The sequence below is a fragment of the Brevibacillus agri genome, from assembly GCF_004117055.1.
Lineage (GTDB): Bacteria > Bacillota > Bacilli > Brevibacillales > Brevibacillaceae > Brevibacillus > Brevibacillus agri.
Genome location: NZ_CP026363.1, coordinates 4,196,172 through 4,221,834, shown reverse-complemented (window position 1 = coordinate 4,221,834; position 25,663 = coordinate 4,196,172). Strand labels below are relative to the sequence as shown.

General features: G+C 56.9%; 21 protein-coding genes. 14 read left to right on the top strand and 7 right to left on the bottom strand.

Translation table 11 applies throughout. The features are described 5' to 3' along the window. Positions 1-192: 192 nt before the first annotated feature. The 5 genes from pheS to larB all read left to right on the top strand — a co-directional run bounded on the left by pheS (position 193) and on the right by larB (position 5,708). Positions 193-1,227: a phenylalanine--tRNA ligase subunit alpha gene (pheS, locus tag BA6348_RS20655; protein WP_007776621.1), complete on the top strand. Its 1,035-nt coding sequence runs from the start codon at positions 193-195 to the stop codon at positions 1,225-1,227. 15 nt (positions 1,228-1,242) lie between these two features. Beyond that, positions 1,243-3,666 carry a phenylalanine--tRNA ligase subunit beta gene (gene pheT, locus BA6348_RS20650; protein WP_122952555.1) on the top strand — a complete coding sequence of 808 codons (2,424 nt, stop codon included), beginning with the start codon at positions 1,243-1,245 and terminating at the stop codon, positions 3,664-3,666. A gap of 81 nt (positions 3,667-3,747) precedes the next feature. Further along, entirely contained in the window at positions 3,748-4,023 is a 276-nt protein-coding gene (zapA, locus tag BA6348_RS20645) for a cell division protein ZapA (protein WP_005829271.1), read from the top strand. A gap of 73 nt (positions 4,024-4,096) precedes the next feature. After that, entirely contained in the window at positions 4,097-4,963 is an 867-nt protein-coding gene (gene larE / locus BA6348_RS20640) for an ATP-dependent sacrificial sulfur transferase LarE (RefSeq protein WP_122952554.1), read from the top strand. Then, complete coding sequence (gene larB / locus BA6348_RS20635; protein ID WP_007776633.1) at positions 4,956-5,708, top strand: nickel pincer cofactor biosynthesis protein LarB; 753 nt, start codon at positions 4,956-4,958, stop codon at positions 5,706-5,708. Before larE ends, larB begins: the two co-directional genes overlap by 8 nt. A 69-nt stretch (positions 5,709-5,777) precedes the next feature. Here larB and BA6348_RS20630 read toward each other — a convergent pair whose 3' ends face one another. Next, positions 5,778-6,152: a phage holin family protein gene (locus BA6348_RS20630; protein WP_005829266.1), complete on the bottom strand. Its 375-nt coding sequence runs from the start codon at positions 6,150-6,152 to the stop codon at positions 5,778-5,780. A 198-nt stretch (positions 6,153-6,350) separates the two neighbouring features. On the opposite strand from BA6348_RS20630, the gene BA6348_RS20625 reads away from it, so the two are divergent. The 5 genes from BA6348_RS20625 (at position 6,351) to BA6348_RS20600 (ending at position 11,645) form a co-directional block, all read left to right on the top strand. Beyond that, positions 6,351-8,708, top strand: coding sequence for an endonuclease MutS2 (locus BA6348_RS20625; RefSeq protein WP_005829265.1), 2,358 nt, complete (start codon positions 6,351-6,353; stop codon positions 8,706-8,708). 20 nt (positions 8,709-8,728) lie between these two features. Further along, entirely contained in the window at positions 8,729-9,139 is a 411-nt protein-coding gene (locus BA6348_RS20620) for a DUF350 domain-containing protein (RefSeq protein ID WP_005829263.1), read from the top strand. A 46-nt stretch (positions 9,140-9,185) separates the two neighbouring features. Further along, complete coding sequence (locus tag BA6348_RS20615) at positions 9,186-9,503, top strand: 2Fe-2S iron-sulfur cluster-binding protein (protein ID WP_005829262.1); 318 nt, start codon at positions 9,186-9,188, stop codon at positions 9,501-9,503. Between the two features lie 299 nt (positions 9,504-9,802). Beyond that, on the top strand, positions 9,803-11,101 hold the full coding sequence (locus tag BA6348_RS20605) for a nucleotide sugar dehydrogenase (protein ID WP_005829260.1): 1,299 nt from the start codon (positions 9,803-9,805) through the stop codon (positions 11,099-11,101). Positions 11,102-11,444: 343 nt separating this feature from the next. Then, on the top strand, positions 11,445-11,645 hold the full coding sequence (locus BA6348_RS20600) for a cold-shock protein (RefSeq protein WP_005829259.1): 201 nt from the start codon (positions 11,445-11,447) through the stop codon (positions 11,643-11,645). A gap of 268 nt (positions 11,646-11,913) precedes the next feature. On the opposite strand, the gene BA6348_RS20590 is transcribed toward BA6348_RS20600, so the two are convergent. Together BA6348_RS20590 and BA6348_RS20585 are read right to left on the bottom strand one after the other, a co-directional pair. After that, complete coding sequence (locus BA6348_RS20590; RefSeq protein ID WP_007776642.1) at positions 11,914-12,741, bottom strand: M55 family metallopeptidase; 828 nt, start codon at positions 12,739-12,741, stop codon at positions 11,914-11,916. 167 nt (positions 12,742-12,908) lie between these two features. Then, positions 12,909-14,042: a glycosyltransferase gene (locus tag BA6348_RS20585; RefSeq protein WP_122952552.1), complete on the bottom strand. Its 1,134-nt coding sequence runs from the start codon at positions 14,040-14,042 to the stop codon at positions 12,909-12,911. A gap of 233 nt (positions 14,043-14,275) precedes the next feature. Here BA6348_RS20585 and BA6348_RS20580 point away from each other — a divergent pair, with 233 nt between their 5' ends. Continuing rightward, positions 14,276-15,631, top strand: a complete 1,356-nt coding sequence (locus tag BA6348_RS20580; protein WP_122952551.1) for a glycosyltransferase family 4 protein — start codon at positions 14,276-14,278, stop codon at positions 15,629-15,631. Between the two features lie 79 nt (positions 15,632-15,710). Further along, positions 15,711-16,868 carry an MFS transporter gene (locus tag BA6348_RS20575; protein WP_007776646.1) on the top strand — a complete coding sequence of 386 codons (1,158 nt, stop codon included), beginning with the start codon at positions 15,711-15,713 and terminating at the stop codon, positions 16,866-16,868. A 102-nt stretch (positions 16,869-16,970) separates the two neighbouring features. Here the strand turns inward: BA6348_RS20575 and BA6348_RS20570 are convergent, their stop codons facing one another. The 3 genes from BA6348_RS20570 to BA6348_RS20560 are packed head-to-tail and all read right to left on the bottom strand — an operon-like array spanning position 16,971 to position 20,677. Continuing rightward, positions 16,971-17,789, bottom strand: a complete 819-nt coding sequence (locus BA6348_RS20570) for a hypothetical protein (RefSeq protein ID WP_007776647.1) — start codon at positions 17,787-17,789, stop codon at positions 16,971-16,973. Then, positions 17,782-19,410: a DMT family transporter gene (locus BA6348_RS20565; RefSeq protein ID WP_122952550.1), complete on the bottom strand. Its 1,629-nt coding sequence runs from the start codon at positions 19,408-19,410 to the stop codon at positions 17,782-17,784. Before BA6348_RS20565 ends, BA6348_RS20570 begins: the two co-directional genes overlap by 8 nt. Before the next feature lie 4 nt (positions 19,411-19,414). Beyond that, positions 19,415-20,677, bottom strand: coding sequence for an O-antigen ligase family protein (locus tag BA6348_RS20560; RefSeq protein WP_122952549.1), 1,263 nt, complete (start codon positions 20,675-20,677; stop codon positions 19,415-19,417). A gap of 254 nt (positions 20,678-20,931) precedes the next feature. Between BA6348_RS20560 and murJ the strand changes: the two genes are divergently transcribed. Continuing rightward, positions 20,932-22,458 carry a murein biosynthesis integral membrane protein MurJ gene (murJ, locus tag BA6348_RS20555; RefSeq protein ID WP_005829246.1) on the top strand — a complete coding sequence of 509 codons (1,527 nt, stop codon included), beginning with the start codon at positions 20,932-20,934 and terminating at the stop codon, positions 22,456-22,458. Here murJ and BA6348_RS20550 read toward each other — a convergent pair. Continuing rightward, positions 22,433-23,566, bottom strand: a complete 1,134-nt coding sequence (locus tag BA6348_RS20550) for a phenylacetate--CoA ligase family protein (protein ID WP_242507394.1) — start codon at positions 23,564-23,566, stop codon at positions 22,433-22,435. The two genes, murJ and BA6348_RS20550, sit on opposite strands and share 26 nt — an antisense overlap. A 431-nt stretch (positions 23,567-23,997) precedes the next feature. Here BA6348_RS20550 and BA6348_RS20545 point away from each other — a divergent pair, with 431 nt between their 5' ends. Continuing rightward, positions 23,998-25,635 (top strand): polysaccharide biosynthesis protein, encoded by a 1,638-nt coding sequence (locus BA6348_RS20545; protein ID WP_005829244.1) that lies wholly within the window; start codon positions 23,998-24,000, stop codon positions 25,633-25,635. Positions 25,636-25,663: the final 28 nt, after the last annotated feature.

Sequence of the window (25,663 nt, the reverse complement as noted above, 5' to 3'; positions counted from 1 at the left end):
GCCGGGTCATTCCCGTTACCAATGAGCTGAAGTGAGACAGAAGTCTCGTTCGCTGTTAGTGATATTGTCACAGCTTTGTCACGAAAGCGAGCCGTCTGTCTAACAAGGGTGGTACCGCGAGAAAAAAGTAACTCGTCCCTTTTTGGGGCGGGTTTTTCTTTTTTTATCTACAGAAAAAAGGAGCGATACGAAGTGCAAACTCGGTTGCAAGAAATGAAGGAGTCCGGGCTGGGGCAAATCAGCCAGGTGACGGAAGCTGCACAACTTCAGGAGTTGCGCGTCAAATATTTGGGGAAAAAGGGCGAGCTGACAGAACTGCTGCGCGGGATGGGCAGCCTGTCTCCCGAAGAGCGTCCGGTAGTCGGGCAACTGGTCAACGAAGTGCGGGAAGCGCTGGAGACAGCTTTTTCCAGAAAGCAGCAGGCGATTGAAGAAGCGGCGCTGAACGCGAAGCTGTCGTCCCAGACGGTAGACGTAACCTTGCCAGGGCGTCCGGTGCCTGCCGGAACGATGCACCCGCTCTCCCGCATCATCGAGGAGATCGAAGACATTTTCATCGGTCTGGGCTTCGAGGTGGCAGAAGGACCAGAAGTGGAGATGGACCACTTCAACTTCGAAATGCTCAACCTGCCAAAAGACCATCCGGCGCGCGACATGCAGGATACGTTTTACGTGACGGACGAAATTTTGATGCGCACCCATACGTCTCCGGTGCAGGCGCGGACGATGCTGAAAAAAGAAGGCAAGACGCCTGTGAAGATCATCTGTCCCGGAAAAGTGTATCGCCGCGACGATGACGATGCGACCCACTCCCACCAGTTCACGCAGATCGAGGGCCTCGTGGTTGACAAAGGCATCGGCATGAGCGATCTGAAAGGGATTCTGCTGACGTTTGCCCGCCAAATGTTCGGGGAAAACCAGCAAATTCGCCTGCGTCCGAGCTTCTTCCCGTTCACCGAGCCTAGCGCAGAGGTCGACCTGCAATGCTTCAACTGCGGCGGTCACGGCTGCCGCGTGTGCAAGCAAACGGGCTGGATCGAGATTTTGGGCTCCGGCATGGTGCACCCGCGCGTGCTGGAAATGGCCGGCTACAATCCGCAGGAAGTCAGCGGCTTTGCTTTCGGAATGGGGGTAGAGCGTATCGCGATGCTCAAATACGGCGTGGAGGACATCCGCCATTTTTATACCAACGACGTTCGTTTCCTGCGTCAGTTCAACCGAGGCTAGAGAGGAGAGGCAAAGATGAAGGTATCGTATCAATGGTTATCCGAATACGTCGATCTGAGTGGAACGACGCCCCAGGAGCTGGCTGAGAAGCTGACTCGCAGCGGGATTGAGGTAGACGCAGTAGAATCGCGCAACGCAGGTGTTTCCGGTGTAGTGATCGGGTATGTCAAAGAACGCAGCAAGCACCCGGACGCTGACCGTCTGAGCGTATGCGTGGTCGATGCGGGGCAAGGCGAAGACCTGCAAATCGTCTGCGGAGCGCCAAACGTAGACAAAGGGCAAAAAGTACCCGTCGCGCTGATCGGCGCAAAACTGCCCGGGGGCCTGAACATCAAGCGCTCCAAGTTGCGCGGCGTGGAATCCCAGGGCATGATTTGCTCGGCAAAAGAGTTGGGGCTAAACGACAAGCTGCTGGCAAAAGACCAGCAGGAAGGCATCATGGTGTTGCCGGAGGATGCGGAAATCGGTATGGACGCAGTCTCCTACCTCGGGCTGGACGACTACGTGCTGGAGCTTGGCCTGACGCCAAACCGCTCTGACTGCCTGAGCATGCTCGGCGTTGCCTACGAGGTGGCCGCTATCTTGGGCAAAGAAGTGGTGCTGCCGCAAATCGAGCTGACCGAAGACGGCGGGGAGAACCCGCTGGAAGTTACGATCGCAGCCGAAAACGAATGCTACCAATACCACGGCCGCCACTTCACGAATGCCAAAATTGCGTCTTCCCCGCAATGGATGAAAAATCGCCTGATGGCAGCAGGCATTCGCCCGATCAACAACGTGGTAGACGTCACCAACTACGTTTTGCTGGAGTACGGGCAGCCGCTGCACGCGTTTGACGCGGCGCAGGTTCAGGACCGCAAAATTGTCGTCCGCCTGGCAAACGCAGGGGAAAAGCTCGTTACTTTGGATGACCAGGAGCGCGAACTGGATGAGCAGACTCTCTTGATCGCCGACCCGGCAAAAGGCTTGGCCATCGCAGGCGTGATGGGCGGAGCCAACTCCGAGATTACGAACGAGACGAAGGAAATCATTCTCGAAGCCGCCTGGTTTACGCCAAAAACAGTCCGCCGCACCGCCCGCACACTCGGCATGCGCACAGAAGGCTGCGTCCGTTGGGAAAAAGGCGTCGATCAGGCGCGCGTGCAGGAAGCGGGAGAGCGTGCCGCTGCTTTGATCCAGCAACTGTCCGGGGCCAGCGTGTCCAAAGGCATCCGCTCCGCAGTCGTAAACGAAGCGAAGCCGGCCGTTGTCACGGTGACTTTGGACAAAATCAATCAACATCTGGGAACGAGCCTGTCTGCCGCAGACGTTTCCCCGATTTTTACGCGTTTGCAATTTCCGTTCACAACCGAAGGCGAAAGCTGGACCGTTACCGTGCCGACGAGACGCGGCGACATTACGCTGCCGGAAGATTTGGTGGAGGAAGTGGCGCGTCTGTACGGCTACGATAACATCCCGACCAGCCTGCCGACTGGCTCGACCACGCAAGGCCAACTGACGCACGAGCAAAAGCTGCGCCGCACGATCCGTCACCATCTGATCGGCACGGGCTTGAGCGAGGCGATTTCCTACGCACTGGTGCACCCGGACCGCGTGGAGGCAGTTGCGGGTCTGCATCAGGAAAAAGTAAACCCGGTGTCCCTCTTGATGCCGATGAGCGAGGAGCATAGCACGCTGCGCACCAGCCTCGTTCCAAGTCTGTTGGAAACCGTCGCGTACAACAAAAATCGGCAAAATCACGACGTCGCCATTTTTGAGCTGGGCCGCGTGTTTTTGACGCGCGAAGAGTCGCTGACGCAGCTTCCGGAAGAGCGTCTGTACGTGGCAGGTGCGCTGACAGGGCAGCTTTTGCCGCAAAACTGGATGGGCGCGAAACAGCCTGTAGACTTTTATCAGGTCAAAGGGATTGTCGATTCGCTCCTGGCGCGCCTGGGCATCCGCACAGCCCAGTACAAAGCGGCAGCGGACATTGCCGGCATGCACCCAGGCCGTACAGCGGAAGTATGGGCAGGCGACAAACGGTTGGGCTATCTGGGGCAAGTACACCCAGGTACGGAAAAAGCGTACGATCTGTCTGAGACGTACGTGTTCCAGTTCGATGTGGCTGTGCTGATCGAGGCGGCTGCCGAGGTTGGACACTACAGCCAGTTGCCTAAGTTCCCGGCTGTAACGCGCGACCTGGCGCTGGTCGTAGACCGCAGCGTGCCTGCGGGTGCGTTGGAAGCGACTATTCGCGAAGCGGCGGGCGAGCTGCTGGAGTCGTTGACCTTGTTCGATGTGTACACAGGCGAGCGGATTGCACAGGACAAGAAGAGCATGGCGTTTGCTCTCGTGTTCCGTCACGCGGAGCGCACCTTGCAGGATGAAGAAATCCAGCAGGTGACAACCGCTGTCGTCGAAGCGTTGAAAAACCGGACGGGTGCCGAACTGCGGATGTAAGATGGCTTGACGAACTCTGACATTTTCAGTAACCTAAAAAGGATACAGTAGAGCAAAGGTCGCAGTAGGGAGGAACCCCTCGTGCAAGGTGATGGGAAAAATCGTTTGACGGTGGATATCTTCGGCCAACAATACCGGCTCAGTGGCAAGGCAAGTGTCAATCACATACGCATGGTGGCCGGTTTCGTTGATGACAAGATGAACGAAATCGCGAACGGCAACCATCGACTGGACACCGCTAAAATTGCCGTACTCTCTGCGGTAAACATCGCGGATGAATACTTCCGCTTGCGGCAGGAGTACGAAGAACTGCTGAAGATCCTTCAGGAAGATGCAAATGATAAGCCGATAGATTAAGGAGAAAAGAGGGGCGCTGGCCTCTCTTTTCGCGTTGTGCGGCAAAAGCTTGGACAAAAAGGAGGGGCAACTCATGGAAGTGGGCAACCAACTGACTACAGATAGCGAAGACTGGACGCTGGCAGAAAAAAACGAGAAACTGGGAGCGGTCTTGCGCGAAATGGGGACAGTGCTGGTGGCGTTTTCAGGCGGCGTGGACAGCACGTTTTTGCTGGCGAGGGCGGTTGAGGAACTGGGCGAGGCAGCGATTGCCGTGACTGCCGCTTCGGAAACGTTTCCCACCCGCGAGTTTGAGGCGGCGAAGCGGCTTGCCGCCCAGCTTGGCGCACGGTTTGTCACAACGGAAATTCGCGAGATGGAAAATCCGAATTTTGTGTCCAATCCGGTGAACCGCTGCTTTTATTGCAAAGACGGCCTGTACGAGCATTTGGGCCGGATGGCCGAAGAAAACAAATGGAAGGCAGTCATTTGCGACGGAGCGAACATGGACGATCGCGGCGACTACCGTCCCGGTCGGATGGCTGCCGCCCAGCGCGGTGTGCGCAGCCCGCTGCAAGAGGCCGGGTTTTACAAAGACGAGATCAGGGCGCTGTCCAAGGAAATGGGGCTGCCTACGTGGAACAAACCGTCCTTTGCTTGTCTTTCCTCCAGGATTCCCTACGGCTCGGAGATTACGCTGGAAAAAATCGACCAGATCGACCGGGCGGAAGGCTATCTGCTCAGCCTTGGCTTTCACCAGGTCAGGGTGCGCCACCACGACACGATTGCGCGCATTGAGGTCAGCCCGGCGGATTTCAGCCGCCTGCTCGCACACCACGTCGAGATCAACAGGACGCTGCAGGAGATCGGCTTTTCCTACGTGACGCTCGATTTGTTCGGCTATCAGACGGGCAGCATGAACGCCGTGCTGGGAACGGAAGTGAAAAAACAGCATGGATGACGTCAAACGCATTTTGCAGCAAGTCGCTTCCGGACGGTTGAGCGTGGAGCAGGCCGAGGAGCAGCTTTCCGGGATCAGCCGCCTGGACTACGCCACTCTCGATCTGGCGCGTTCAGCGCGGACGGGATTTCCCGAAGTCGTCTACGGAGAGGGCAAAAGCGCCAGTCAGCTCGTCGGGATTATGGAACGGCTGCGCGAGCATCAAAAGCTCGTTTTGGTCACCAGGGCAAGCGAGCAGCAAGCAGACAAAGTCCGGAAGCGGTGGCCAGACGTCCAGTACATAGCAGAGGCGCGCTTGCTTTTGTCCACAAAAGAGCTGCTCGTGCCGGAGCGTGACGGCTACGTCGCGGTCGTGGCAGCGGGCACGTCAGACTGGCAGGTGGCGCAGGAAGCGGCCTGGACGGCGCGCTGCTTTGGCAGTGAGGTCAAGGTGATTGTCGATGTGGGGGTCGCCGGAATCCATCGGCTGTTCCAGCGCCTGGAGGAGATCAGGGGTGCCAGCGTCATCGTCTGTGTGGCCGGCATGGAGGGGGCGCTCGCCAGCGTACTGGCTGGACTCGTCGACAAGCCGGTTATCGCGGTGCCTACGAGCGTCGGCTACGGCGCCAGCTTTGGCGGCGTTTCGGCGCTGTTGACCATGCTCAACTCGTGTGCTAACGGAGTCGCGGTAGTCAATATCGACAATGGCTTTGGCGCAGGCTACCTGGCTGGGATGATTCATCGCCAGTCTGCACAACCGCAATAGAAGGCCGATCAAACTGAAAAAGAGCCAGCCCGCATGTGACGGGTTGGCTCTTTTCGCGTAAAGCGGATCTTACGTTTCCTGGCGGTTTCCGGCATCCCCATTGCGCATGTCCATATGGGTCTTGATCGGAATGAACAGGTCGATGATCCCGATTACCAAAGACGCCAGAAGCGCTCCGATGACAGTCACATGGAAACCGGAGACGATAAACTGTGTCAGGTAGATCACGACAGCGCTGACGAGGAAGCCGATGATTCCGCGATTGTAGGGGGAAATGCGATCTCCGAACATGGCTTCCACGACCCAGCCCAAGAGGGCGATTACGACAGCGGCAAGAAAAGCAGTCCAGAAGCTGCTTACAGAAAACCCGGGTACCAGAAAGCCGACGAACATCAGGACGACGGAAGCGACGACGAAGCGGACGAGATGACGCATGATCGTCATGTAAACTCCTCCTTTTGGATTGGTTCATTTTCATTCTGGCTATTTCCGAGCCGAACTATGCCAAAGCGGGTGCGTGTAAAATTATCCTTGGAACGGCTGACATGATATAATGAGGAAATCGCAGTGATTGAAGGTTCAGACCGTTGTACTTATCCGCTTAAGTCCGACGGTCGCCGGTGAGGAAATAAGGAGGATACAGTGGAACAACGGGTATTAAAAACTTTGGAATACGATAAAATTATCGCCCTGTTAGTCGACAAGGCATCTTGCACATATGGAAAAGAAAAAGCAGCGGAACTGACCCCCTTCGTGCGGCTGGACGAAGTGAAAATCGCCCAGCAGGGCACCGAAGAGGCTGCCACTGTCCTGCGCCTGAAAGGCAGCGCTCCGCTCGGCGGCATTCGCGATATCCGCGGTTCTGTGCAGCGCGCCAGGCTGAATGCGATGCTCGCGCCGATGGAGCTATTGGACATCGCCAGCACGGTCATGGCGGGGCGCCGTTTGAAGACGTTTTTGCTGGACATGTGCGAGGACCACGAAATGCCGCTCATAAAGCAGCAAGCCGAGCGCATCGAAGGCTTGCGCGAGCTGGAAATGGAAATTCGCCGCTGTATTGACGAAAACGGAGACGTCATGGACAGCGCCAGCATGGAGCTGCGCCAAGTGCGCCAGGAGATCAGGCAGGTGGAGTCGCGCATCCGGGAAAAGCTGGACCAGATGACGCGCTCCTCTTCTTATCAAAAAATGCTGATGGAAAACATCGTCACGATTCGCGGCGATCGCTTTGTCATTCCCGTGAAGCAGGAATACCGCCACGTGTTCGGCGGGATTGTCCACGACCAGTCCGCTTCCGGAGCTACGCTGTTCATCGAGCCGGAAGTGATCGTGTCGATGAACAACAAGCTGCGTGAACTGCGACTGCGGGAAGAGCGCGAGGTAGAGCGGATTTTGTACCTGCTCACCGAGCAAGTCGCTTTTGCCGTGGATGCGCTCGTCGAGAATGTCGATGCGCTGACCGAGCTTGACTTCATGTTCGCCAAAGCCCAGCTTGCCTGGAGCATGAAAGCCGTCTGTCCCAAGCTGAACGACCGCGGCTATTTGAACATGAAAAAAGCGCGCCATCCGCTGATCCCGCGCGAGGTCGTCGTTCCTGTCGACGTCGAGCTGGGCGGCGAGTACCAGGCGATCGTCGTGACGGGTCCGAACACGGGCGGGAAAACCGTCTCGCTTAAAACGATCGGGCTTTTGTCGCTGATGGCGATGGCGGGACTGCACATTCCGGCAGAAGAAGAGAGCGAGATGACGGTGTTTTCTTCCGTGTTTGCCGACATTGGGGATGAACAGTCTATCGAGCAAAGCCTTTCCACCTTTTCCAGCCATATGAAAAACATCATTTCCATTCTGGAAAAGATGGACGCGAAAAGCCTCGTGCTGTTCGACGAGCTGGGAGCGGGTACGGACCCGACAGAAGGGGCGGCGCTCGCCATGTCGATCATCGACCACGTGATTGACTCTGGAGCCAGACTGGTCGCCACTACGCACTACAGCGAGCTGAAGGCGTATGCGTACGACAGGCCCGAGGTCATCAACGCCAGCGTGGAATTTGACGTGCAAACCTTGCGCCCGACGTACCGTTTGCTCGTCGGCGTGCCGGGACGCTCCAACGCTTTTGCCATCGCCAGACGTCTCGGACTGCCCGAGGCGATCATCGAGGTGGCCCGCGGCTCCATCAGTGAGGAAGACAACCAGGTGGAGAGCATGATCGCTTCTCTGGAGCGCAACCGCAAATCCGCCGAGGCTGACCGACTGGCGGCAGCGGCGGCGAGAAAAGAAGCGGAGGAATTGCGCCGTCAGCTCGAGGAAGAACGCGCCCGGTTTGCCGAGGAGAAAAACAAGCTGATGGAACGGGCGGAAGACGAAGCGCGGATCGCCGTTCAATTGGCAAAAGAAGAGGCGGAGACGATCATTCGCGAGCTGCGCGAGATGAGAGACGAAGGCGTGGAGATCAAGGAGCACCGGCTGATCGATGCGAAAAAACGACTCGGCAATGCCGTGCTTGAGCTGGAGAAGGAAAAAGTGAAAAAGCCGGCCAAGGCCGTTCGCGCCACCCAGATCAAGGTGGGCGATGAAGTCATGGTCACCAGCTTCGGCCAAAAAGGAACCGTGCTGGAAAAGGTGAACAACGACGAGTTTCTCGTCCAGATCGGCATTATGAAAATGAAGGTCAGACGCGAAGACATGAACGTGCAAAACTCGATTACGCAAAAGCCGCAAGCCGCGCCGTACACATCCGTCAAGCGCAGAACGGCCAGCATTAAAATGGACCTCGACTTGCGCGGATACAACGTCGAGGACGCCATCCGGGAAATGGACCAGTTTCTCGACGATGCGCTTTTGGCTGGACTGCACTCGGTTTCCATCATTCACGGACACGGTACGGGCGTTTTGCGCAAAGGTGTGCATGAATATTTAAGAAGCCACCGCAACGTCAAATCTTTCCGCCTGGGCGGACAGGGGGAAGGCGGCGTTGGCGCGACCATTGCCGAACTGAAATAGAGATGTCGGGAGGAGATTCCATGGCAGGCCTTCTGCACAATCCATATTTTGCAACTGCTGCTTACTTTACCGTTACCGGACTCGCGATGATTTTGTTTTTGGCGATTTTCGAGCTGGTGACGCGCTATCGTGTATGGGCAGAGCTGAAACGTGGGAACATGGCCGTCGCGATGGCAACGGGCGGAAAAATTTTTGGCATCGCCAATGTTTTCCGCTATTCGATTCAGGCGAATCTTTCTTTAGGGCAGGCTTTGATCTGGGGTTCATTCGGTTTTTGCTTGCTTCTGATCGCTTACTTTATTTTTGAATTTATGACCCCCTCGTTCAAGGTGGATGAGGAAATAGCCAATGACAACAGGGCGATCGGCTTCATCGCGATGGTCCTGTCCATCGGCTTTTCTTATATTATCGGAGCGAGCCTGTCCAAGTAGGGCGCACTGTTTTTCGATCAGAAGCGGGGAGGGAAAGCGTGTGGGGATGGGAAGCAACCGTCCGGAGCAGTTCGCAGCAACCGTATGGGAAGGCGGCAAGGAGCGCAGCATCTCGCTTGCGCGGGGGGAAAACTTGCTGATGGCGCTGGTGCGCGCGCAGCTTCCGATCGATTTTTTCTGCACGACGGGAAAGTGTCGAACTTGTATGGTCAGGATGAATATTCCAGCAGGCTCGGCTCCTCCGCCGTCCGAGACCGAGCAATACCGTCTGGGAGAAGCCGTGCAGCAAGGGTATCGGCTTGCCTGCCAAGTTTATGTGACCGGGCCGCTGACCGTATTTTTGGACACTTCCGGTTCGGCATGAAAACAAACCCTTGTTGAACGATATTTCAATCGAGAGTATAATTAGGATTTGGCAGAGAGTTCCGCACTTTTTTTCCCAGACGGGTGCGGTCCCATGCCCTTTTGGACAGGGCCAAAGCCGACAATATGAATCATGGGGAGGAGCAGCCTTGGAGACGTTGTACAAGGTCCTCATAGGATTGTGCGTGGTTTTTATCGCTGCGGGCATTTACTATCTGTCATAAGCAATTTGCAAGTTGGCCGCGCGACTGTACGGTTGCACGGACCTTACCTTAGAGAACGTGAAAGAGGAGATACGCAATGACTCAGCCTGTGCGCGTAGCTGTAGTGGGATTAGGGTTTGTTGGCTTGCCGCTTGCTCTTACCTATGCCATGAAGGGAGCAAACGTCGTCGGCGTTGACGCCTTGCCTCACGTCGTGGATGAAATTAATGCGGCGCATTCCCACCATTTGGAGTCCTATCAGGGGAAAACCTTGCCGGAGATTCTCAAGGAACAAATTGAAGCAAAGCGTTTCCGCGCTACCACTTCCTACGAGGAAGCGGCTGCGGAAGTCGATCATTATATTGTGACCGTCGGTTTGCCGGTGCATAACGGCGACCCGGATCTCGGACCGTTGAAAAGCTGTGCCCAATCGCTCGGCAGCGTGCTGAAAAAGGGCGATACGATCATGATTCGCAGCACGGTCGTTCCAGGGACCACGGAAGAAGTGCTGAAGCCGATTCTCGAAGAAGTGAGCGGCCTCGTCGCAGGCGTCGACTTTTATTTGACGTACTGCTCCGAGCGGATTGCCGAAGGACGAGCTTTTGAAGAGTTCATCCACATGCCGCTCGTGCTTGGCGGCATCAACGAGCAGAGCGCCAAGAAAGGAAAAGAGCTGCTTTCCTTCATCAGCGAAACAGACATTACGATCTCGGACATCCGCGTGGTCGAAACCGCCAAAGTCATCGAAAACATCCAGCGCGACGTCAATATCGCGATGGTTCAAGAGTTCGCCCGCTTTTCCGAGGCGTTCGGGATCGACACGTTCGAGCTGATTAAGGTTGCCAACACGCACAAGCGCGTGAACCTATTGACGCCTGGTCCTGGCGTTGGCGGCTTCTGCCTGCCGAACGCCCTGTATTACTTGCAGCCAAAAGCTCGCGAGCTGGGCGTGTCGCTGCCGATCTTGCAGCAGGCGCGCATGACTAACGATGCTGTGCCGGAAGTGCTGATCGGCATGCTGGAAAAAGCGTTGCAGCAAAAAGGCAAGACGCTTGCAGGCAGCCGTGTAGCTGTACTGGGGCTTGCGATGAAGGACTTCTCCAACGACGACCGCGTCAGCCCTGTGCACGACATCATCAAGCTGTTGCTCGCCAAAAGAGTCGAGGTGCGCTCGTATGACCCGGCGGTACCGACTGCGTACGAGCACAAGCAAGACAGTCTGGAGGCAGCCGTTCGCGGTGCCGACGCCTTGATTTTGACGGCTGTGCAAAAACAGTTCGCGGACGTAAACTGGGATGAAGTAGCGGCGCAAATGGCCGACTCCGCGATTTTGTTCGATACGAAAAACCGCATTCCGCTCAACTCGGTCAGCAAGGCTACTGTTGTGCGCATTTAATCAAGCGCAAATGACAGCAAGTGGTCGACCGACCGCTCTCCGACAGCGAAATACCGCGTGCTGGGGAGTTGCGCGAGGGTACGGGTGCAACCAAACCGGAAAAAAGAGCCTCTGTAAACGCCCAGCGAAAGCGTTTATGGAGGCTCTTTCGTCTCGCAGTCAGGCAAGTTAGAGAGCTTTTCGACTGTCTTGAACCGGAGTGCTTTTTCGCAGCAAGGAGGGCTGGCAGAGCCGTTTTCGCCGCGCTCTCTTTTTTGGATGTATAACTCGTTTCGTTTATGGCAATAGTAACCAGGTAAGATCATATTTCAATCATGTAAGGGATACATGCTAGGAGGCAAAAATGGAACGTGGTAGAGTAAAATGGTTCAACAGCGAAAAAGGTTTCGGTTTTATCGAACGGGATGGTGCGGATGATGTGTTCGTCCACTTCTCCGCGATTCAGGGAGAAGGCTACAAATCCCTGGATGAAGGGCAAGAGGTCGAGTTTGACGTGGAAAACGGTCAACGCGGCCCACAGGCGACGAACGTTCGCAAACTGTAAAAGCCAAAAACGACAAACAGGCCCACTTGCTGGGCCTGTTTTTTTGCATTCCGGCGCAATCGCCTTTTTTTCCCACACCCTTTGTCCGGCGGCTGCATTCCTGGCGCCACGCGGACGCATCGGCCACACAGGTTGCGGGCGGAGGCGGAACCTACAGCACAGGAGGCACCCATGCTGCGCAAAGGAAGGCAGAAAAGCAGCTCATAACGGAGCGCGAAAAAGGCACGGCGCTATGCCCTGCCTTTTTCCTTTTGCCACGAGTAAAGTCCTAGAAAAACTCTGCCTCGGAAGCGAGGTTCAGCATCGCCCGCATCGTTTTGTACAAGTCCTGCGGATCGTCCGTGCTGTAATAAACGGTGTTTGTCGCCGTCTCATAGCGGGTGTGAGGGACGATTGCCGCCATTTCGGCTTGGCCGGCATGGGAAAACTCCATGGCCAGCGTAAGCGGACTGTCGTTCGTAAACGGAGCGATGGCGGATACATTGCCAAGCGCAAGCGCCGCCTGCTCCTTCAGTGCGGCGGTCGCGTCCTCGCGCGACAGACAGATAGCGGCTGTGCGCGACACCGCTTCCTTGACGATCGCTGTACGGATGCCAGGAATCAGCTCCCGCGCTTCTTCGGCGATGAGGTTGTCGCCGGACACCATGATGACCGGAACGTTGTACAAGCCCGCGATTGCCGCGTTAAAGCCAAATTCGCCTACGACCCGTCCGTTGATGTACATGTTGCGGACGACGCCGGACATGGTGTGGCTGAGCACGCCAGGGACCCCTTGGCGGGTATGGTAGCCGATAAACATAGCGGCATCGAAGCTCTCATCCAGCCCCTGCATCATCGAGCAATCGCGGGGCGAGCCAGCGAGCAGCCGCGCTTTCGGGTGCAGCTTTTCCCACAAAATGTTGTTCATCGTATTGTGGCTGTCCGCCACGACGATTTCCGTCGCGCCGCTGGCAAGCGCCGCTTCGATCACCGCGTTGGCGTCATCGGTCATGAACTGGCGGCCGCGCTGGTAGTTTACGCCCGAATCAGGATTGATGTAGCTGGTGTCGACGATGCCGGAGATGCCTTCCATGTCTACCGAGAGAAAAAGTTTCATGCTTCGTGTCATCCTTTCACGTGCGATTCATAATTGTTCCAGTTCTATGTAACCAGATTGTCCCTGCGGAGGCAACCATGAATCCAGATTGTTCAAACAGTTTTTACCCGCCAGCGGCAGCGCAAAAAGCACGAGCAGCGTCCATCAGACGGCCAGTCGTGCTTCGCTTATGACAACAGCTTTCGGTACAGAGACAAAATTTGAGCGGTCATCTGCTGAATCGTGAAAGTGGCTTCGACCTTTTCCAAGGCGTTTTGCGCCAGCGTCTCGCGCAGTTGTGGCGAAGTCCAGAGCTGTTCCATTGCTCGCGCCAATGCTGCGGAATCGTTCGGCTCGACAACCAGTCCCGTGCGCTCGTGGAAGACGAATTCCTTCACGCCGCCCACGTTGCTTGCGACGACAGGCACTTTGGCGGCCATCGCCTCGATAATCGTGTAGCCGAGCCCTTCGTACAGGGAGGAGTGAACAAAGCCGTCGATGGCATGCAGGCAAGCCGGAATGTCCTGCCGAAACCCGGCAAAGCGGACGCGCTCCGCAAGGCACAGCTCCTGCACCTTCGCTTCCAGCGCCGGACGTTCCGAGCCGTCGCCGATCAGCACGAGATAAGGCGACGCTGCTTTGTCCTGCACAAGCGCGTGAAAGGCGTCGAGCAGAATCGGCAAGCCTTTGACTGGAACGAATCGCGCTACGGTTCCGAACAAAAAGGCGTCCTGCGGCACGTTCCACTCCGCGCGAAAACGGCTGCGGTCGCTCTCGCGAAGCTGATCCTGCTGGTAAGGAGACAAATCCATCCCGTTGTAGATCACGCTGATCGCGGAACTTTTCACGCCCTGCTCGCGCAAGACGTCGGCAATGGCGCCGCTGATGGCGATGTAGTGCCGATTCCAGTGGCGGGTGCTCCGTTCCATCATGCTGACGATCGCGTAGGCCAACGCGCCTGCGTAATCGTAGCGCAGCGAGCTGTGTACGGTCGTCAAGAGAGGCACCTTCATGCCGAGCGCGGCCAGCCGGGAAAAAAAGTTGGCCTTGATCCCGTGCGTATGGATGATCGCTGGCCCAAAAGCGAGGAACGTGCGCCGCAAAGCTTGCAGCAGACGAATGTCAAATCGGCCGAACTGGTTCAACGCAATCACCTTGATGCCAGCAGCCCGCAGCTTCTCGGCAAAGAGCGAATCGTAGAAGCAGACGACGGCGACGTCTACTTCCTCCGCAGGAAAAGTCGTAACCAGATTGAGAATATGTTGTTCCGCACCGCCAAATTCCCCCCCGCCAATCACGTGGAGGACGCGTAGTTTGCTCATGTAAATTCACCCGAATCTTATTCAAGAAAACCTCTGTCGAGGCTTGTTCATGGAGGAGCGATTGTTTTTTTAAAAAGAAAAAAAGCTGGCACAGCGCCGCGAAGGGCTGCGAGCCTTCCATGCGTAAACAAAGCCATTCTCACTATAGCAGATGGCTGATAGATTCGCAATAAGACAGCACTTGTGGTATCGTTTAGGATGGAAAACGTAAAAACGAGAAGGACGGTTACAAGATGAAAGCGCACAACGTGTTAATCATATGCTACATATTTCCTCCCATCGGCGGCGGCGGTGTTCCACGGCCGTTGAAAATGGCCAAATATTTGGGGGAGTTCGGCTGGAACGTCCACGTGCTTACCGTCGATCCAGTCTACCACGCCACGCTTGATCCTTCACTTCTGGCGCAGCTTCCAGGCGAGGTGAACATTCATCGGGCAAAAGAGTGGCAACTGCTGCCGGGGAGAGGACAAGCCGCTGCCGTTGCCGCAGGTAGCTCGACTGACGACGCCCCGCGTGTATCGTTGAAGCAGCGGGTGAAAAAGCAGGTCGTGAACGTCTTGAAAAAGCTCAAGCCGTACTTGTTGATCCCGGACGACCAAATTCTCTGGCTGCCCAATGCGCTCAAGCTCGGGCGGGAAATCATGCGCCAGGAAAAAATCGACGTGATTTTTTCCACCTCTGGCCCTGTTACCAACCACTTGATTGCCGAGAAGCTCGCGGATGAGTTCGGCTGCAAATGGGTAGCGGATTTCCGCGATCCGTGGACGCAAAACATGCACACCTCTGGCATTGCCTGGCGCGAACGGTTGGAGGAGCGGATGGAAGCGAGAGTGATGGCAAAGGCCGATGCGATTACGACCGTCACCGCCACTTTTGCCAAAAACTTCCAAAATAAGCATCAGGAGCGAATCAAGCGGATGGAGCTGATTTACAACGGCTTCGACCAGGCCGACTTTCAGGAGCTGACGCCAAGCTATGCGGCGCCGGGAAAATTCCATGCGGTCTACGCGGGCATTTTGTATCAAAAGCGCAATCCGCGGCTGTTGCTGCAAGCGATCCGCGAGTTGATCGACGAGGGGCAGGTAGACAGGCAGGAACTGCTGCTCAGCTTCGCAGGCGTGTTTGACTATCCCGGGTATTCGGAAAACCGGGATTGTGTGGAAGCGCTGGGGCTTGCTGACATCGTGCGCGTATTGGGCAACCTGCCGCACAAGGAGGCGCTCGGCTTGATGAAAGCAGCCGATGCCCTGCTGCTCATCGGGGACGTGTCCGCTGACGCGGGTGCGTACATTCCGGGCAAGCTGTACGAATACATGGGGATCGGCAATCCGATTCTCGCGCTGAACAAAGCAGGGGAAGCGACAGAGATTATCGAAAACTTCCGTCTGGGTCAGGTGGCTGATCCGGAGCATAAGGATGCGATCAAGCAGGCGTACTTGCAACTGTATCGCGAATGGAAGGAGCAGAGCGGGAAGACGGGCAGCGGCGAGGCGCGCGGGGCTGATTTTGCGGAGCGCGTGAAGCCATACGAGCGCCGCGAGCAGGCGAGACAGCTTGCCGACCTGATGAACGAGCTGGTGAGCGGATAACGGAACAGCGTGCCGAGCCTCGGGCCTTGCAAAAGGCTGCGGGGCTATCTTTCTATGCCAAAACAAGATGAGGTGGAACGTGAATACTGCCATACTGAGCTTGCGGGCGTACAATTTCTTTTATTTTTCCCTGTTGTCCATTTTCATTTCGTTTTTGCCCGTCTATTTGACTTATCGCGGCATCACGCCGGCGCAAATCGGCGTACTGATCGGGGCAGGTTCGTTTATCGGCATATTGTCCCAGCCGTTTTGGGGGATGATGAGCGACCGCTACAAGACGATCAGGCGGATCATCCTGTTGACCTTAGGTCTGTCCATCGCGGCAGGAGTCCTGCTGTTCACCTCGGCTTCGTTTTTCGCGCTGTTTTTGCTGGTCGGCGCGATGTATTTTTTCCTGCTGCCGACCGATCCGTTGACCGAGAGCCTCAACTACCGGATTGCCGAACTGCACGGCACAAGCTTCGGCTCGATCCGCACGTTTGGCGCAGTCGGCTACGCAACGGCGTCGCTGTTCATCGGCTGGACGCTCGATCGGCTGGGGATGGGGCAGCTCGTCTGGCTGTTTGTCGGCTACGGCGTGTTTGCCTACGCATGCGCGCTCGTCATGCAGGATGCGCCTGCCAGCAGCAAGTCGTTGTCCTGGCAGGAGTTGAAGCAGTTTTTCCTCTATCCGCAAACGCAGCGCTTCTTTCTGCTCGTGCTGATTGCGGCGACTCCGCACCGGACGAACGACAGCTTCCTCGGCGTCTACGTGCAGAGCCTGGGCGGCACGACGGGGGATGTCGGGCAAGCGTGGTTTTTGGCGGCGGTGAGCGAGGTCGCGTTTTTCGCGATCAGTGCCAGACTGCTCGCCCGCTGGAGCGAACTCAGGCTGATAATGCTCGCCTCCGCGCTGTATGCGATCCGCTATGTGCTCTGTGCAATCGCCCCTTCGGCGGAGTGGGTCGTTTACTTGCAATTGACGCAAGGCGTCACGTTCGTCCTGTTTTACACAGCTACGATTCAGTACTTGTACAAAATCATCCCGGAAGAGTGGAAGGCGACAGGGCAAACAGTACTGGCCGTGTTGTTTTTCGGCATTTCCGGCATCATTGGCTCGCTCGTCGGCGGCTGGCTGTTCCAGCAAGGCGGAGGGGCGGCGCTCTACTGGGCGATGGGGATATGCTCGGCAGCCGCCTTCGTCTACAGCCTGATCCTGGCCAGAGCCGGCAAGGCAGCGGGCGGCCTCGGGCTGTAAGAGAGCGACGCCTTGACGAAGCGCAGCAAACAAAAGAGCCTGCCGCGAATTTACTCGCAGCAGGCTCTTTTTTGTTGCCAGCGGCTGTAGCGAAGCCAGCCCCTAGTACAGCAAATATTTTTCCACTTCTTCCGGCTCTTTGATGTTGATGCCGCCTGTGTCGCCGTACTTGTACAGGTTGAACTTCACCTGCTGGTCCATCGTTCCGGCCTCCGGCAGCGGCAAGATGATCCATGTCTCGTACTGGTGGATCAGGCGATCTTCCTTGCCGTACCAAAACGTCGCCTTGATTGTCGATTCTTTCAAAATATATTCGAGGTCAGGGCGGTCGCCGACCAGCTTTTTCAACGGTTCAAACAGCGGGCTTTGGCTGTCTTTTAGCCATTGTGCGCCCGTCATCTTCACCTGGAAAGGCACGCAGACGACGCCGATTACTTTTTCATCCGGCAATTGCACTGCCCGGTCCATGAACGGCAGCCAGTCCTCGAAGCCTTTCAGCACGTCGAATTCGAGCGGCTCATCCGGGGCTGTCACCCAGTAATCATTCGTGCGGATGTAGCGCTTGTCGCCGATGCGATAGTACGTATAAGGCTGTGCGGCGATGCGCGTGCCGACGTTGTACCCTTTGTCGTTGAGGACGGCTCCGTCGAACATGCTGGTCGTCGTCCGGGCGAGGATGCGGTTAAGCACGTGGCCTCTGTACCAGAATGCCTGTGCTTCTTCCGCCGTTTTCCCTTTTTCCAGAGCGGTTTTCAGCCATTCGGCAGCCGATTCGGTTTGGGCCGTAGTCGGCGGCGCGGGCTGCGTATCGAAGTTGGTGGTGGCAAATGCCTTCGTGCCGGACTCATACGTGCAGCCGCCGAGCAGGGAGGCTGTGCAGATGGCAGCGAGCAATGCCCATGCCTTTGTCAGTTTACGCATGGCGAACCCTCCTTACGACTCCGTAAACGAGCAGTCCCGCGAACAGAACGATGGTCAGCCAGAATACAGGGATGCTGTGCTGTTTGAACACGAGAATGCGGTGCGTATTTTCCATGGAGGCGATGATTTCGTTTTGCTTGTCGCCGTCGATGTCTCCAATCTGGACGTTGATGAGCGGCAAGTAAATGCGCCAGTTTTGCTTCAGGCCCTCCGGCGTGTAGTCGTAGCCGGACAAGTAAGGCGCGTCCGTCGTGCTGACCCAGCTTCTCGCCTTGGCGATGATCTCCGGCGTCTGGTCGCTGCCAACCGCGGCGAAGTTGGAGAAGCGGAAGCTTTTGTCGTGAGCGTTGCTCGCCCAGAGAATGTCCCAGGTACCGTCTGGCTTTGGCTTCAGAATGTACGAAGGGCGGCCTGCTACGAGCAGCTCGTCTACTTTGTCGTGGTCGATGTCGGCAGGGATGAACTCGCCTGTTGCAAGCTCAGCCTGCTTGCGGGTCAACTGGTACGCTTCTGTCAGCGTGCCGTCCGGTTCGACAGCCAGCACACTCAAATGCTCGCCAATGACAATCAGACCTTCGCGGCCATCCGGCAGCATCATCGTCGAAAGCAGCTTGGTGGCTTTTGTAGTGCCGCCAAATGGTCTGCCGTCATACGTACCGGTCAGCATGCCGTTTGTGATGTGCAAGTTTTTGTAGTTGCGGCCCAGCTCCTGGCGCACATCCATGCTGCCCTGATTTTGTTCCAGCATGTTGGCGATGTTGTTCAGATCGAGCACAAAGGCGCGGTGAGCCGTTGTGCCCGCCTGCATCATCGCTTCGGAATACGACTGACGCTGCACGTTCGGTACGAGTTGCCCGTCCTTCATGGTGTAATACGGGAAGCCAGGGTAGTCGGTCGGCAGTATTTCCTTGATTCGCGTCATGGCTTCTGCCGGGATTTGCTCGTTTGGCATCCGCACCATTTGTCCGTCTTTCCAGGTCAGGATGTAGAGCGTGAGCGGCTCCGCTTGCAAATGGCGCAGCTTTTCTGCCAACGCCTGTTTCTCTTCCTCTGTCTCCGGCTTTTCTGTCTTTTCGGGCAACGGCAGTTCCTCGGCGTTGCCGTAGGTGACGATCTCCATTTTGCCGTCGCCGTCGACGTCGTACAGCGTCATCGGGAAGTAGTTCACCCAGTCGCCGTTGTACAGCCGGCTGGACTCGTACTGCACGGTAAAATGGCTCAAAGCCGTCAGCGTATAGCGGTTGAATGTGACATTGGCCAGCACGGCGATCAGCACGAGCGAGCCGACTGCGCGCCAGTTCAGGCGGCCGTACCATTTGGCGAGCAGGGCAATGACGATGATGGCAACCGCGCCACCGATCAAAAGAGCCGCTGTCGTTTTGACGTCCACGCGGGTCAGGGCGCGATCCAGCAGCAAAAAGCCGATCGTAAACACGAGCACCTGGCGCCGTTCAGACGGATGAATCACGTAGTAGCAAAAAGCGAGCAACGGCAGGAAAATCAGCAAAGCGATCCACGTCAAGTCAAGAAACGCGGGCTTGACGAGCAAATGGTAGATCAAAAACAGGGCAATGGCGTACAGCGCCCAGCTTATCGTAGAGAGAATAGGATTGCGGCGCATAGGTTCACCACCTTTTGTTTTGTGTTTGGTCGACGTACAGAGCGCAGAGGAAGCCGCCAAACAGCCAGAAATAGAGGGCCATGAACGGCACCTCGAAAATATTTTCCACGAGGTTGTGCGTCGCGACCGCAATCAACCCGCCAAACAGTCCGAGCACCGAGAAAAAGTGCGGCGAGCCTTGCAGCTTGGAAACAAGCCCGGCTCCGTATTTGAGCATGGAGACGACCAGGCCGATCAGCAGGATAATCCCGATCAGGCCGTACTCGGCGAGACTTTTGAAGAAGTAGCTGTCCGAGTAGATCGTGCCAAAATGCCTCGACGCCACGGCTCCCCCGTGATGGCCGAGCCCGACGCCAAACAGCGGCTCGATGCGCATTTTGTCATACGCCTCACCCCAGCGGCCTACACGTCCGCCCTGGCTGCTCGATTCGAAGTATTCAGGGGTAAACAGGGTGAAAATGCGGTTTTTCACCGTACCTACCATCGGAACCGATTCCGGGACGAAGAACAGGGCCACGAGCCCGATGATGCCCGCGAGCACCAAATACCCGGCGATCCGCTTGTTCCATATGTAAAAGCAGACGAACAGAGCGAAAGCCAGCGCAAACCAGGCTCCGCGCGATCCGGTCAACAACAGGGCGAGCAACGTCGTCAGGGTGACGATCGCCCACACCCATTTTTCCTTGGGGCTGGTCGCTTTCATGAACAGTCCGGCGGCCACTGGCGCGATCAAGGCCATGTAGCTTCCGAGCACGTTCGGGCTGGTGACGAACGAAAAGGCGCGTGTCGTGATCGCTTCGCCTTCCTGCACCCACGATTCGGGCGTTTTGACTCCGAGCACGACTTGCATCACCCCGACGACGGCAGCCAAAAAGCCGATCAGGGCGAGTCCTTTCATAAACTTGTCCAGATCATCGGCGGACTTCAGCAAATAAAAGCCCATCAAAAAGGCGATGATGTACTGGTAGACGGAGCGAAAACCCTCCACGCTCGCCTCCCAGTTGGCCATGTCCGTCACCATCAGGGCGAGGCCGAGGACGAAAAACGCACTGAGCAAATGCTTGATTCCAGGCATGGTCCGGTTCGTTTGCAAAAAGGCGCCGAACGTAAACACCATCAGGATGATGAGCAACGCTTCATCCCAAAAAGACGAAACGACTGGAATCGGTAGAATCTTTCGCAAGACATAGTCGATTACCGGATAGGCCAACAGCAGATACAACCACGTGGTTGATTGGCTTCCCCACTTCAACACGGTTTCTCTCATTTTGTTTGTAGTCCTCCTACAGGTAGGGATTAACCTACCCATTATAATGAATCCGGCAACCTGCAAGCAAGCTGGGGCGGAAAGAGGTTGGTAGGAACGCTAGAAATAAGATATGATAACAGGTGTGTTTGAGACGGAACAAGCTGGGGAACCAGACGTCTCGATCTTGCTACGAACGAAGAAACAGGCTGTGCCCGATTGCTGTCGATGCGACGGACACCGTAGTTTTGAACGAGAGATAGGAGAATTGGGTCATGAGTTTGTTGAGGATTGCTTCCATGATTGTCGTGCTGACTCTCGTGGGAAGATTGCTGGGCTTTTTTCGCAGCGTGTACGTATCCAGTCTGTACGGCACAGGGATGGAGGCGGATGCGTTCAACATCGCCGCCACGATTCCGCTGACGCTGTTTCTGGTCGTGCCCGGCGCGATCAACGCGGTGCTGATCCCGACGATGCGCGGACTGATTGAAAAAAAAGAGCCGACTGGCGAGCTGTATCACAAAATGCTTGCGATCATTCTGGGAATATTCGCACTGCTGTCTGTGCTGGGCATCGTCTTTTCCCACCAGCTTGCCGCGATGTTCGGCCTGTCCGGGGAAAAGCTGGCGCTGACCGCCGAGATGCTGCAATGGATGTGGCCTTCCGCCGTCTTCATCGGGCTGACTGGCTTGTGGTCGAGCCTGTGCAATGCGCACCAGCATTTTTTTACCCCGACATTGGGGACGGTAGCAAACGGAGCGCTCGTGATCGCCGGCATGTATGTGCTCGTGCCGCTGTACGGAGCGGTGGGCCTAGCGATTGCGACGAGCATCGGCTATTTGGCGGCGATGCTTGTAATGCTGCCGACCTTGCGCGGCTTTGGCTATCGGCACCGCTTGTCGCTCGCCTGGCGTGACGACGCTTCCTTAAAAGGAATGGGGGAGCGCGTCATCCCGATTTTGATCGGCGCTGTCGTGGCACAAGCGACGACCTTTATGGAAAGAGGCTTCGCAGAAGGGGTAGGAACGGGCGTCGTCTCGGCGCTTGCCAACGCGAACCAGATCGTGCAAATGCCGATGGCGATTTTTGTCGGCGCGTTTACGCTGCCGCTGTTCCCTCTGTTGGCCAGCCACGTGAAACGGGGAGAGATGGCCGAGATGAAGCAAATCCTGCAAAAAGGACTTGCCTATCTGTTCATCCTGCTCGTCCCCGTCACGGTCGGACTTGCCCTGTACGCAGAGCCAGTCGTGCGGCTCGCCTTTGAGCGCGGCGCATTCGATGAGCACTCGGTTGCCTTGACGGCCTGGGCGTTGCCGTTTTACGGCCTGGGGCTGTACTTCCTGGCAGCGCGCGATTTGCTCACCCGCGCTTTTTACGCTCTGGAAAACACCAAGACGCCCGTCATTATCGGGGCGATCGGAATTGGTGTGTACGTGCTGGCCAACTGGCTGTTGATCCCGCTCTTGGGACACGGCGGCATCGCGCTGGCGAATGCGGTATCCGCCATCTGTCAGGCGCTCTTGCTGTTCGTCCTGCTCTGGAGGGCGGTAGGCAGCCCTGTCCGGGCGAGTTTTCTCAAAACGGCAGCCAGGACGCTTTTGGCCTGCGCGATCATGGGCGCGGCGATTGTGCTCGTCGACCCGTGGCTGTCGCTTCTGTCCGTCTGGCTGTATGTGCCGATCGGCATTGCAGGCGGCGCATTAGTCTACGTGGCCGTGATGGCGCTCCTGCGCGAGCCGCTCGTCTCCGAGCTGTTGCAAAAGGTCAGGAAGCGCTCTACTCCGGCGGCAGGACGCTCGTAAGCGGACATTCGCGGATCGCGTAGCGAATTTTTCCCGAGCCGGTAGGCGGGATGTGGTCGACGTATGACACCTGCACGCTCACTTCGCCCAGCGCGGAGCGGATTCCCGCCAAAAGCTTCGCTTCATCGGCGGGCAAAAAGCGGTCCGGCTCCTTCACGAGTTTCAGGCTTAGCCGCTGCGGCTCGTGCTGGACGATCTGGAAGGTGCGAAAGCTGTCCAGGTTGCGGACGATGTGGTTGAAGTAGTGGCCGTGCACGTACTGCCCGTGCTGGGAGATGAACATGTCGTCCTCCCTGCCGTCGATCGCTTCGAGCAGCGGAAACGAAATGTCGCACGAGCACGTTTTCGCAGAGAGCGCGACGACATCGCCCAGTTGATAGCGCAGGCGCGGCATCGCTTTGTTGTGCAAATCCGTGACGAGCAGGGCGCCGGGAACACCGGGAAACACGGGAATGTGCGTGAGCGGATCGACCACTTCCAAATAGCTGTTTTCGGAAAAGGCGTGCATGTTTCCGGCAGGGCATTGGTAGGCGATAATCCCGCCGTCGCGCGCGCCGTACTCGTTGACGACAGGCGCTGCGAAGGCGGCTGCGATCGCCTGGCGCTGATGCTCGTGCAAGCTCTCCGCCGTGGAGACGACCGCTTTGAGCGGGATGCCGAGCGTCGTGCCTCTTTGCAGCATCATTTGCGCGAGCGTGTACAGAGCCGAGGCGTAGCCGTACAAATAGGCAGGGCGGAACCGTCTGATGAGCTTCAATTGCGTATCCAGACGGCGTTCGTCCAATTCGTAGGCGGAGAGCAGCAAGCGGTTTTTCAGCCAGCGCTCCTTCCAGCGATATTGCCTGGCCTGCTGCTGGTTAAGCTCCAGCGGCGAGCCCCAGAGCATGACACACGGGTCGCCGATCTGGATGCCGTGCCACGAGAGGCCCAGCCAGCGTGCCGCCTCGTAATGTTCGACAGCCGGACGGTCGAGGTAGAAGCGGGTCGGTTCCCCGGTAGAGCCGCCCGTGCGGTTTTGGATCAGCTTGTCGGTTCGAATCCCGCTGCTCAAGTACGCGTCGGGATTGCGCCGAAAACGCGTCTTGTCGAGGGGCGCAAGCTTTTGCAATTAAGCGTTCCGGCGCTTCCCGATACTCGCTCCAGACCTCAGTGTAGTCGGCGTAGGCCGGCACGTGCCGGACAGCGTGATCGAGCAGCCTTTGCAGCTTTTCGCGCTGGCGGCTTGCCAGCACCTCCCTGGACAAATGCTGGGCGGCTTGCAGCTTTCGCATGTACGGGCGCGTGCGGTTTTCCTTCAGTACCTCCATCAAGGGCCACTGTACTTGGCGAATCAAAAAACCCGTTAGGGCTATCCTTATTCCTCCTACGCTTCCCATCAGACGATTCGAAGAAGTCAATGGAATCTGTTTTTCACCAGTATTCCAGCCAAATTCCATCGATATACCTGTTTGCTGGAAGGAGGAAATGATAGTAGGATAGAGGGTGGGTTCATGGCGATAGCCAGCCCCCAAGTCAAAGCGACGCAAAAAGGAGTTACCCATGTTGAAAAAAAGTCACTTTCTCGCAGGGGCGCTGATTCTGGCCATCGCGGGAATTTTGTCAAAAGTAATCGGGATGTTTTACCGCATCCCTCTGCAGGAGATCGTCGGGGACAACGGTCTTGGACTCTATCAGGAGGTGTACCCGCTCTACCTGACTTTCCTCATTTTGGCGACGGCAGGTGTGCCAGTCGCGCTGTCGCGGGTCATTGCCGAGGCGCTCGCCGAGGGCAAGCAAGGCTCTGTCGGGCAGATTTTGGCGCGGAGCATGGTGATGATGGGCGGGATAGGGATTGTACTGTTCGCGATTTTGTACGTCAGCTCGCCGCTGATTGCCAAGCTGATGGGCAACCCGCATCTGATCGAGCCGATCCGGGCCATTTCGCTGTCCTTGCTGTTCGTGCCGCTGATTGCCGTCATTCGCGGCTTCTTTTACGGCCATCAAAAAATGCTGTACGTCGGTCTGTCGCAGATCGTGGAGCAGACGTTGCGGGTGATTTTCATTCTGGTCGCTTCGCTCTACCTGGTCAGGCTGGGAGAGGACACCGATACGGTCATTACGGGCGTCAACTTCGGGACGATGATTAGCACGCTGCTCAGCCTCGGCTTTCTCGCGCTGCTCATGTGGCTGCACAACCGGAAAAACTCCGTGTTTGCACACGCAAAGTGGGGACGTCTTGACTGGTGGTACGATCGCGCGTTTTTCGGCTCCATGTGGCGAATCGCCTGGCCGATCTGCGTCAGCGCGCTCGTCATTCCGATTTTCAGCTTGACCGATTCGTTTCTGGCGATCAATATTTTCCGCTACATATGGAATGTAGACGGCTTGACGGCGGATACGTGGTTCGGCATTTACAGCCGGGGCGGCCCGCTTTTGCAAATGGCGAGTTTGTTCGGCTCCTCCATTGCGCTCTCGATCGTTCCTGCGATTGCGGAAGCCAAGCGGCAAAAAGACCAGGAGCGCGTCACGACCTTGACCAAGCTGTCGCTGCGCTTCGCCTGGCTGATCGGCCTGCCGGCTGGGCTTGGACTGACAGCCGTAGCCGAAGGGGCCAACCTGGCGCTCTACGGCGACATGGAAGGGACGCGGGCGATGGCGATTCTGGGCATCAGCGCGATTCCGCTCTCGCTGCTACTTGCGACCAACGGCATTTTGCAAGGGATCGGCAAAGAGAAAATTCCTGCGCGCCATCTGTTGTACGGCGTGATCGTCAAGGTCGCAACGACACTCGTGTTCACCTCCATGTTCGGCATGGACGGGCTGTCCTTGTCGTGGCTGTGCGCGACCGCGTTTGTCTGCATTCTCAACATGCGGGTCATCAGCAAGCTCGTGCAGGTGCCGATCCACTGGCGCTTTGATACGATTTATCCGCTGCTCGTCGCCAACCTGATGCTGCTGCTCGCCTGGGGCGCGACCGAAGCCGTCGGCCTGCTGCTCGCGGGCAAGGAAAAAGTTCGCCTGCTTGGCGCCATCGAAACGGTTACGGGCGTAGGCGTGGGACTGGTCGTCTATTTGGGCCTGCTGCTGTTGATCCCGCTGATCGAGGACAAGGAGCTGGACTGGCTGCCTGGCGGGGCCAAGCTGCGCGCCTTTATCAACCTCATCCGCAAGAAACAGGCGTCGTCGAAGGCACAATAACGCAAGTTTGGCTGGGCAAAAGAAAATC